Origin of the sequence: Chryseobacterium sp. VD8, from assembly GCF_037149975.1 — a bacterium.
GTDB lineage: Bacteria > Bacteroidota > Bacteroidia > Flavobacteriales > Weeksellaceae > Chryseobacterium > Chryseobacterium indicum.
Genome location: NZ_JBBCQL010000183.1, coordinates 1 through 9289, shown reverse-complemented (window position 1 = coordinate 9289; position 9289 = coordinate 1). Strand labels below are relative to the sequence as shown.

The following is a 9289-nucleotide window of genomic DNA, read 5'->3' as shown; positions in this document are numbered from 1 at the left end:
CATCTGGATGGGACGTTTCATATCCATCCGGATTTCTTTAAGTACTCTTTTCTGAGCTCCCGTTAAATCAAAAGGAAGATGATTTTCATAAAAATCATTGAAATAATCTCCGACAATCGGAAAAGGATTTCCTGCCGTATGGCTTTTATGGTGAAGCTTTTTCAGTCCGAATCCTAACTGAAAGAAAAATGATTCTTCAAATTTTAAGCGGTAATTGGCTTTCTCGAAATGTTCCATATCCTTCGGAAAATGAATATTGAGATAGGTGTGCTGTCTTGATAAAAACTTAAATGCCTTTAAAAGATAATCAGGAAAGTTTTCGTAGATCAGATTAGGGATTTCTTTGCAGATATTTCTTAACACAACCTGAAAAAATCGTTGATTCAGTCCTCTTTTGGTTAGTTTTTCCGAGCTTGGATAAATTGGTCTTAACCTGTTTTCGGAATCTTTCTTTTCTTCGATTTCTATTTCCGGATGCGGCATAGAAAATTGATTATTGAAAACATTGATTTTCCCGAAAATAAAAACTTCCTTATTCACAGGAAGCTGTTCTTTCAGCCATTTTGAATATTGGAACCATACCAGATCCATTGATCCTGTTTCGTCATTGAATTTTGCTGAAAGTCTTTTGGTTTTTCCGGTCTGTATTTCCTGAATATTGGTGATTCTTCCTTTCAGCTGTACGTCTGTGGAGAGGTCTCCGAGCTGCGAAACCTTATGAACTTTGCTTTTATCCAGATAACGGAGCGGGTAGAAGTTCAGCAGATCTTCCACGGTGGAAATTCCCAATACACTTTTGATAAGTTTGGCTTTTTCCGGACCGATTCCTTTTACGTATTCTATTGAGGTTTCTAAAGTCATTTTAGGAGCCACGAATTTCGGGAAATCTTCTAAAAAATAAAACCTCTTAAGCTATTTTTTAAGAGGTTTTTTAGAACAGAAGTTTTCAGAATAGATTTTATTCATAAACAAGTGCTGAAAGCTTTATTTTAACAGCCATACAAAAATCTTTTTCATAAATAAGTTTGTTAATTTTAAAGTTACAGCTCTCAGTAGGTGTATTTCCGTTTGCAGGTGCATCTCCAAAATCAAAACCTCCGCAATTACATCCGGTAAGCTGTTTTTGATATCCGTATTTTACAATAGAACAGTTATTAGGGCATCCTGTAATGTTAATGCAGGTTACAACATGTCCTGTAGACGGAATAAAAAAATAATTTGGGGATTGATCTGCTGCTCCCAAAGGAAGAAATATTGTGGTATTTTTTTTAGATTTATCGGTTCCTACAATGGCAAGATAGTACGTTTTAATATTAGATGCTGCAATTTTCACATCATCAACATGAAAATTCTGCTTCAGGTCACTTACTGCAGATTGTACTGCTTTTTGTAGTATTTCTTTTTTCACAGCCAAAATTATCTTTCCGTTTTCTTCTTTTGCAATAGGAATATCGTTTAATCTTTTTGCTTTTACCGCAGTAATGGCAGAGGAAACTTCCGGTGTATTTTGAGCCATTGAAAACTGACAGGCAAAAATAAAAATTAACAGTTTGAGAATGTTTAAGTTTTTCATGATTTCTTGGTTTTAAGGTTAATAATTAAATGTTGAAAAACATTTTCTTTTCTCAAAGTTTATGATTTATTTAAAAATATTATACAGGATTTTTACGGGATCTTCTTAGTAAAATGCCCATATTTTAAACTTGTCTAAAATTTTTTACCGTCTTTTATCTCTTTTTTGGTTAAAATTAGTTCGAACAAACTTTTTAAATAAAAAAGGCTCTCATTACTGAAAGCCTGTATTTTTATTCTTTTATTTTAGATTTAAATTTTTTCTGATAATCTTCCCACTGCTCCCGCGAACGGATTTTCTTGAAAAGATCTTTAGAAATAAATTCCAGATAGGGTTCTAATTCTCTGGCGGACAGTTCTCCCTGTAAAATGGTGATCGGATTACCGCTTTCATCCAGAAAAACCATACTCGGAACGGCTGCAACATTCATATACTGAGTGAATTCGTGTAAGGAATTTCTTCCTTTCTTATGTTCTGTATTCGGATTAGAAAACTTTCTGCCGAAAATTTCAATTTCTTTTTTATCTTCCGCATTAAATTTTACAGGATAATAATTTTCATTCAGCATATCAGAAATTACCTGATGTCCATATGTTTTTTTATCCATGATCTTACACGGACCGCACCAGTCTGCATAAAAATCGATAAGAATTTTTTTAGGATTTTCTTTCTGTGCTTTCAATGCTTCTTCAATCGTCATCCATTTTACCTGTGCAAAGCTGAAAGTGACCATAAAGAGTGCTATTAAACTTATAATTTTCTTCATGATTTGGTATTTTTGAAGTAAATGTAAGCATTTACTATTTTTATTTTACATCCTGCATTAATTTTTTCACAAGCGGGGAAATCAAAATTAATACCAATCCGGCAATTAATGCATAAATAGCTAATTGATAATATCCATCTGTATAGGATTGCAATTTAGAAACTAAACTGTTTCCGGTGTTAGATTGGGATATTTCAGCCCCTAATTTTCCGGCAGCTAGTTGTCCGAATGCGCTTGCTAAAAACCAAAGTCCCATCATCATCCCAAATAATTTTTTAGGCGATAGTTTTGTAATAATTGACATACCAATAGGACCTAAACATAGTTCACCTATTGTAGTAACAAAATAAGCGAGTGCAAAAACATTCAGTGAAGTTATTCCATTTTTATTAGCAAAAAATTTAGTATAATAAAAAATATAAAATGAAGCGGAAAGAAATAAAAATCCAATTCCAAATTTTATAAGAGTATTAGGTTCTATTTTTTTCTTTGCAAGCCAAAGCCAAAGCAATCCTATAACCGGGCTTAATATAATCACAAAAAGTGTATTTGAGCTATTGTTAACAACGTTAGGATCCATATTAAACCCTAATAAGTTATGATCCAGATTGTCTTTAGCAAATAATGAGAGAGAGCCTCCACTTTGTTCGTAAATCGCATTAAATAAAAAGTAAAAAAAGATAAAAGAAAATGCAGCAATTAATTTTTTTTGCAGGCTTACTTCTTTTAATCTTAGTAATTCAAAAATAAAGTATCCTATTGCTATCACTCCTATTGTATACATGAAGTAATCTGTGAACTTTGTATTTTTCACCATGATGAAAATTAAAGGAATGCTTAGAATAGAAAGAACATAAACTGCAATTTCCCGGATTTTCCTTTTTGTAGGTTCCATATTTAATAATGGAGAATTACCTATCGGACCTAAATTTTTCTTAGTGAAAAGAAATGTAAGCAGACCTATTATCATTACTATTGCAGCAGCTAAAAAGCATAAAGTCCAAGAATAGTATTTTCCCAGATAAATACATAATGCTCCGCCTAATAATCCTCCGATGTTTATACCGGCATAGAACATTCCGTAGCCCGCATCTCTTCTCGGATCTTTCTCATCATATAATTCTCCTACCATAGATGATACATTTGGTTTGAAAAATCCGGTTCCAATAATGGAAAATGCAATTCCGTAATAGAACATATCTTTTGGTGCAAAAGCGATTAGAAGATTTCCCAAAATCATTACAATTCCTCCAAAAAATAAAGATTTTTTGAATCCCAAGATTTTATCTGCAAAAATTCCCCCAATAAAAGTAAATGCATAAACAAATGCCTGAATTGCACCATACTGAAGATTAGCAACATCGTCCTTCAGTAAAAGCTGATCTACCATGAAAAATGTTAGAACACCTCTCATTCCATAAAAACAGAACCGCTCCCACATTTCTACAGTAAAAAGAGTCCATAGCTGTTTCGGATATTTGCCTTTAAAATTTTGTATTTCGTCTAAAGTTAAACTCATAGGTCAGTATGATTAAGTTTTAATTAAATTTTCTGTAAAATAACGGAAAAAGTCATTACCAAAGATAGTTTGCCCTCAAATAATGTTTCGAATTTATATTTGAAGGATATTAATCTATACAAATTTTCAGTCTTGTTGCAGGCTTTGAGGTTGTACTTACTTTACCACTTCAATTTTTCCATCCACAAATAAAGATTTTCTCTTTCCTCTCGGGCTTGAATCGTCAGCAAAACTCCAGAATGATTTTACGGTTCCATCTTTAGTATTGACTACCTGGCTTACTGTCCAGCCGTCTTTTTCTATCCAGTTTAAGAAATGTAAATCTTCACTCAGCTTCTTATAATCCATCTTTTCATCACCTTCATTAATCAATCCGTTTTTATCGGTTGTTTTCCAGTGCAGCGTTGAATCTTTGTGGTAAGTTACTTCTGCTCTCATTTCCGGAAATGTAATAATGGCTTTTTTCCCGAGAAGTTCAGAATTGGCTGATGTTCTTTTTTCTGGGAGATTTTCGTTTTTACGGTTGCAGGACAATACAATGGCTGCCGCTAAAAATCCGTATATCGTTGTTTTCAATGTAGCGGTAAAGCTGTTTCTGATCAGTTTATCCATTTTAGGCTGAATGGAATTGACTTTAATGGTTTTTAAATTTTGCATTTGTGTTTTCATTATGAATAATAAAGAGGATGAATATCGATGGAATTTTATGTTATAATTGAGCATATTGGCTGTTACAAATATCTATAAGCATATTGCTTCAAAACATTGAACAAGTTCAATAAATGAAGTCTGAATTATTTTTTGTTAACTATTTTTTTTCTTATTCTGCTCACAAATTCATGACTGATGCCTAAATATGCAGCGATTTGTACATTGGTTAACCTTTGATAAAGCTGAGGGTATTTCTCGATGAAATCAGTATATCGTTTATCTGCCGTTTTGCTGAGGTTATCAATCATTCTTCTTTGCAGGGCAACGTGTGTTTTTTGTGTCATTACACGAAACAGCTTTTCGATTTTGGGCAGGTTTTTGTAAGCAAACTCCTTGTCTTTTTTAGAAATGATTAAAACTTCACTGTCTTCCAGTGCTTCTATGTTCAGTTGAGACGGTAGTTCATTTGTAAAACTGTCAATATCAGTAATCCACCAGTCTTCTGTAGCAAAGTTCAGGATTTGTTCTATTCCGTCAGAATCAATATGATAGGTCTTGAACAGTCCTTTTATTACAAAACCTTCAAACTTACAGATTTCCCCTTCTCTTAATAAAAACTGTCTTTTTTTAATGGTCTTTTTTTGGAATAAGCTGTAAAATTGTGCTGATTCATCTTCAGAAAGAGTAATGTGCTGCGATATATTATTTTTAAAAATTTCTGTCATACTTTAATTATCATTAATGCTTTTTTACCTTTTAATAGAAGAGGTTTACATTTCTGTCTGTTGACGAACAATCACTTAAATTCTTTAATATGAATTTGAAATTATATTTGCAGTCATGCAGATAATTACTAAAATAAAAAAAACCTCCGACTTAGCGGAGGTTCTTGTATTTTATTTGATGCAGTTTAGTTTACACCGTGCATCATTTTCTTTAAAATAGGTGAAATTAATGCTAAAATTACAGCAGCAATACCACAAAGAACAACGAATACCATGAAGAATTCAAATAAATTGTGGATTTCAAAACCTGCAAAAGTAGGATTAGCTAAAGGCAATTGCGCTTTTTCAAAAGCTGCTGCCTGATCTGCAGTTAATGTTACTTTTTTATCTAAAACATCCTGAAGATTGATTCCCATTTCCTGTGCCTTAGAGAATTTATCTCCCGTTGCAGGAATCAATGCTCCCAAAGAACCTGCTAAAGCATAACCTGCTGCATTGGAAATAAAGAATACGCCGTATAATAAGGATGCAAATCTTTTTGGAGCCAGTTTACCTACCAATGACAATCCGATTGGAGATAAACAAAGTTCACCACAAGTCTGAATGAAATACAGTAACATTAACCATTTGATTGCTAATAATCCTGAGTTTCCTAAATCTTTTACGTTATGTGCAATGATGAAGTAACTTAATGCGATCAGAGCAAGTCCCATTGCCTGCTTCATCGGCGAAACCGGCTCTTTTCCTTTTGCTCTTAATTTGTCCCAGATTAAGCTGAAAGGAACGGCTAAAACCACAACGAAAATACCGTTGAAAATCTGTACCATCGAAGGAGGCATATTCCATCCTAAGATATTTCTGTCGGTCTGATTATCTGCGATAAAAGTTAATGAAGATCCCGCCTGCTCAAACGCTGCCCAGAAGAAAATAATAAAGAACGATACGATATAAATTACCCAGATTCTCTGTCTTTCCACTTTATTTTCAGCAGAACTCATGATTAAGAATGCCAGAGAAATTCCTGCTGCATAAATGAAAGGATAAATAATTCCTTTAATCAGCTGTCCCATTTCTACGGCTTTAAACCCGAATTCTCCCACCAGAAGATATCTGAAAGCAAAGAAAAGAATCACGAATAATCCTCCTGTAATTCCTAATGCCGATCCGGAGAATTTAGCAGTCTGTGTTTCTCCTTCTTCAAAATCTGCGCTTGTATTGTTTTTAGGTAATCCACCGATAGGCCTTCCTTCCGGTGTAACTACATATTTATTTTTAAGAATAAAGAATGTAATGGTACCGATTATCATTGCAATGGAAGCAGCAAGGAATCCCCATTTGAAGGCGAAAATATCTCTTACACCTGTTGTCGCATCTTTTACGTCTCCTACGTACGGACAGATAAACTGTCCTAAGAATGCTCCAATGTTAATCCCCATGTAGAAAATTGTGAAAGCAGAGTCCAATTTTGATTTTTCCTGCTTTGGATAAAGGCTTCCTACCATCGAAGAAATATTCGGTTTGAAGAACCCGTTACCGAAAATGATGATGAAAAGAGCAAGCCACATGATGGTTTTTGCTGCATCCAGACCTCCCGAAAACGTAGAAGCACTGATGAAAAGCAAAAACTGACCAATTGCCATTAAAGATCCACCGATTAAGATGGCGTTTCTGTTACCGATATATTTGTCGGCGATGAAACCTCCCAAAAGCGGAGTAAGATAACATAAAGCTAAAAATCCACCGTAGATGATTGCTGCATCAGCTTCTTTTATCAATAAGGAATTTACCATGAAGAGCGTTAATAAAGCTCTCATTCCATAAAAGTTGAAACGCTCCCACATTTCTGTTCCGAAAAGAACCCACAATCCTTTCGGATGTCTGGAATTCTTGTTCTCTACAAATTCATCCGGCTTCGGACTCAATGCTTCAGTATTATCCATTTTTATTGTTAATTTTTGTTAAGACTGACAAATATAGTTTTTTTTGTGTTTTCGGCAAGGTTTTAATTTTATATTTAAATAAAAAAGCTGCAGAATAATTCCGCAGCTTGATTTTCTGTATTGTGAATAGGGATTAATGTCCTTTTTCTTTCATGATCTTGTTTAATCTTTTCAGCATAGATAAGCCCAAAAGAGTTGCAAATATCAACAAAGCAAAATTCACTAAAAAGTAATTCATTTTATTGTCGTAATTGTACCATGTACTGGCTAAAATTCCGGAAAGTTTGTTTCCTACGGAGTTGGCAAGGAAAAATCCGCCCATCATCAACGCTGTAATTCTTGCAGGAGAAAGTTTGGAAACGAAGGATAATCCCATCGGTGAAAGACATAATTCTCCCACGGTAATAACTCCGTAACTTGCAACCAGCCACCACGGCGAAACTTTTACGGCTCCGTTATCTCCTGCCCAAACTGCTAAAACCATTACCAGACAAGATAATCCTGAAATGAAAAGTCCCAGAACGATTTTTGTTGGCGTTAAAGGCTCTTTTCCTTTTCGTCTCAATAATGCCCAGAAACCTACTACAACCGGAGTTAAAGCAATTACCCAAAACGGATTGATGGACTGAAACAATTCTGTATTGTAAAGATAGGTTTTCGCCTGAGGATTTTTCTCCAGTTCTGCACGCTGTTCGGGAGAAATATTTTTAAAATAAACATCTTTTCCTTGCACTTTTATTGTGTTCCCATCCTTATCTTTCTGAGACTGAAACTGGTTATCGTAAACAGGAACTTCTTTGTCTTCATAACTTTTTCCGTCGACCATATAAATGCTTTCCAAAGGTTTTTCCATGGAAGCAGGTACACTTCTGTCGGTGTAATAATTCGCCCATCTCGTTAAAGCGGTTCCGTTTTGTTTGAAAACTGCCCAGAAAAACATACTGATCAGGAAAACCGATAATAAGGCTCCGATAGACGATTTTTCGTCCGGCTTCGCTTTGAAGTATAGGGAAGCATAGAAATAAATAACGGGAACACAGGCAAAAATAAAGGCATCTGTATTGTCGCTTCCGAAAATATTTCCGGGAATGATCCAGCCGATTGCTCCTGCAATGATTGCCGGTAAGAATACTTTTATTAATATTTCAGAAAGTTTGGTATCTCCTTCCTGAACAGGCTTCATCTGAGCGGCATGAATGTAGTGTTTTCTTCCGATGGTAAAAATAATTAATCCCACCAGCATTCCGACTCCGGCAGTGATAAATGCTTCACCCCAACCGAATTTGTTTCGCATAAAAGCCGCAATAATGTTGCAGATAAACGCTCCGATATTGATTCCCATGTAAAAAATATTGTATCCGGAATCTTTATTGGCTTTATAGGGTTCTTCGGAGTATAAATTTCCAAGCAGGGTAGAAATGGTAGGTTTAAAGAAACCATTTCCGATGATAATTAACGCTAAAGAAGAATAAAATAAAGTAAGATCTTTAAAAACACCCATCCCGATATATCCTGCAGCCATCAAAACACCTCCGATATAAATGGATTTGATGTATCCTAACACTCTGTCCGCAAGAAATCCTCCGATAAAAGGAGTTAAGTAAGTTAAAGCAATGTACGTCCCGAAAATATCGTCTGCGGTTTTGTCGGGAAGTCCGAGACCGCCTTTTGCTCCGGTTGGTTCAATTACATACAATACAAAAATTCCGAGGATGAGATAGTACCCGAAACGCTCCCACATTTCCGTAAAGAAGAGGAAAGGCAATCCTTTAGGATGTTTAGTCTTCATAGTTTACAAATTTCAAATTTCACAAATATAGAATTTTAAAAATAATAATCGAATTTTATTAACTTTGATGGAAATAAAGATGAAGAAAATGGAAATTACGTTAAAAGATTTAGAAGATAACATCAGAACACTTCCTGAAAATTTTTATGAAGAGGTGAATGATTTTATTGATTTTTTGAAGCAGAAACATTTCAAAAGCAAGTCTCATCAGATTCCTGAATGGCAAAAAGAAGAAACAAAAAGAAGGACAGAATATTTACGTGAAAATCCTCAAAGTTTTGTTTCTGAGTCTGAAATGGATGATTATTTAAATAATCTCGAAAGTG

At 34.5% G+C, this 9289-nt stretch carries 9 protein-coding genes; 1 reads left to right on the top strand and 8 read right to left on the bottom strand.

What is annotated here, in order from left to right:
- The 8 genes from WFK35_RS16980 to WFK35_RS16945 all read right to left on the bottom strand — a co-directional run.
- On the bottom strand, positions 1-861 hold an 861-nt coding region (locus WFK35_RS16980; RefSeq protein ID WP_336733586.1), incomplete at its 3' end, for an OB-fold nucleic acid binding domain-containing protein.
- Between the two features lie 97 nt (positions 862-958).
- Positions 959-1573 carry a hypothetical protein gene (locus tag WFK35_RS16975; RefSeq protein WP_336733585.1) on the bottom strand — a complete coding sequence of 205 codons (615 nt, stop codon included), beginning with the start codon at positions 1571-1573 and terminating at the stop codon, positions 959-961.
- A 232-nt stretch (positions 1574-1805) separates the two neighbouring features.
- Entirely contained in the window at positions 1806-2339 is a 534-nt protein-coding gene (locus WFK35_RS16970) for a thioredoxin family protein (RefSeq protein ID WP_336733584.1), read from the bottom strand.
- A 40-nt stretch (positions 2340-2379) separates the two neighbouring features.
- On the bottom strand, positions 2380-3858 hold the full coding sequence (locus WFK35_RS16965) for a peptide MFS transporter (RefSeq protein ID WP_336733583.1): 1479 nt from the start codon (positions 3856-3858) through the stop codon (positions 2380-2382).
- 156 nt (positions 3859-4014) lie between these two features.
- Complete coding sequence (locus tag WFK35_RS16960; protein ID WP_336733582.1) at positions 4015-4515, bottom strand: MoaF-related domain-containing protein; 501 nt, start codon at positions 4513-4515, stop codon at positions 4015-4017.
- A gap of 137 nt (positions 4516-4652) precedes the next feature.
- A complete protein-coding gene (locus WFK35_RS16955) occupies positions 4653-5234 on the bottom strand; it encodes a Crp/Fnr family transcriptional regulator (RefSeq protein WP_336733581.1) in 582 nt (193 codons plus the stop codon).
- 185 nt (positions 5235-5419) lie between these two features.
- Positions 5420-7174: a peptide MFS transporter gene (locus WFK35_RS16950; protein ID WP_235132653.1), complete on the bottom strand. Its 1755-nt coding sequence runs from the start codon at positions 7172-7174 to the stop codon at positions 5420-5422.
- Positions 7175-7307: 133 nt separating this feature from the next.
- Positions 7308-8963, bottom strand: coding sequence for a peptide MFS transporter (locus WFK35_RS16945; protein WP_235132652.1), 1656 nt, complete (start codon positions 8961-8963; stop codon positions 7308-7310).
- A gap of 88 nt (positions 8964-9051) precedes the next feature.
- Between WFK35_RS16945 and WFK35_RS16940 the strand changes: the two genes are divergently transcribed.
- Positions 9052-9289, top strand: a 238-nt coding sequence (locus WFK35_RS16940) for a DUF2281 domain-containing protein (RefSeq protein WP_336733580.1), incomplete at its 3' end; no start/stop codon positions are given.

Excerpts from the sequence above, each read along its gene's own strand:
- WFK35_RS16975 (WP_336733585.1), bottom strand. The coding sequence starts at position 1,573 with ATGAAAAACTTAAACATTCTCAAACTGTTAATTTTTATTTTTGCCTGT.
- WFK35_RS16970 (WP_336733584.1), bottom strand. The coding sequence starts at position 2,339 with ATGAAGAAAATTATAAGTTTAATAGCACTCTTTATGGTCACTTTCAGC.
- WFK35_RS16965 (WP_336733583.1), bottom strand. The coding sequence starts at position 3,858 with ATGAGTTTAACTTTAGACGAAATACAAAATTTTAAAGGCAAATATCCG.
- WFK35_RS16960 (WP_336733582.1), bottom strand. The coding sequence starts at position 4,515 with ATGCAAAATTTAAAAACCATTAAAGTCAATTCCATTCAGCCTAAAATG.
- WFK35_RS16955 (WP_336733581.1), bottom strand. The coding sequence starts at position 5,234 with ATGACAGAAATTTTTAAAAATAATATATCGCAGCACATTACTCTTTCT.
- WFK35_RS16950 (WP_235132653.1), bottom strand. The coding sequence starts at position 7,174 with ATGGATAATACTGAAGCATTGAGTCCGAAGCCGGATGAATTTGTAGAG.
- WFK35_RS16945 (WP_235132652.1), bottom strand. The coding sequence starts at position 8,963 with ATGAAGACTAAACATCCTAAAGGATTGCCTTTCCTCTTCTTTACGGAA.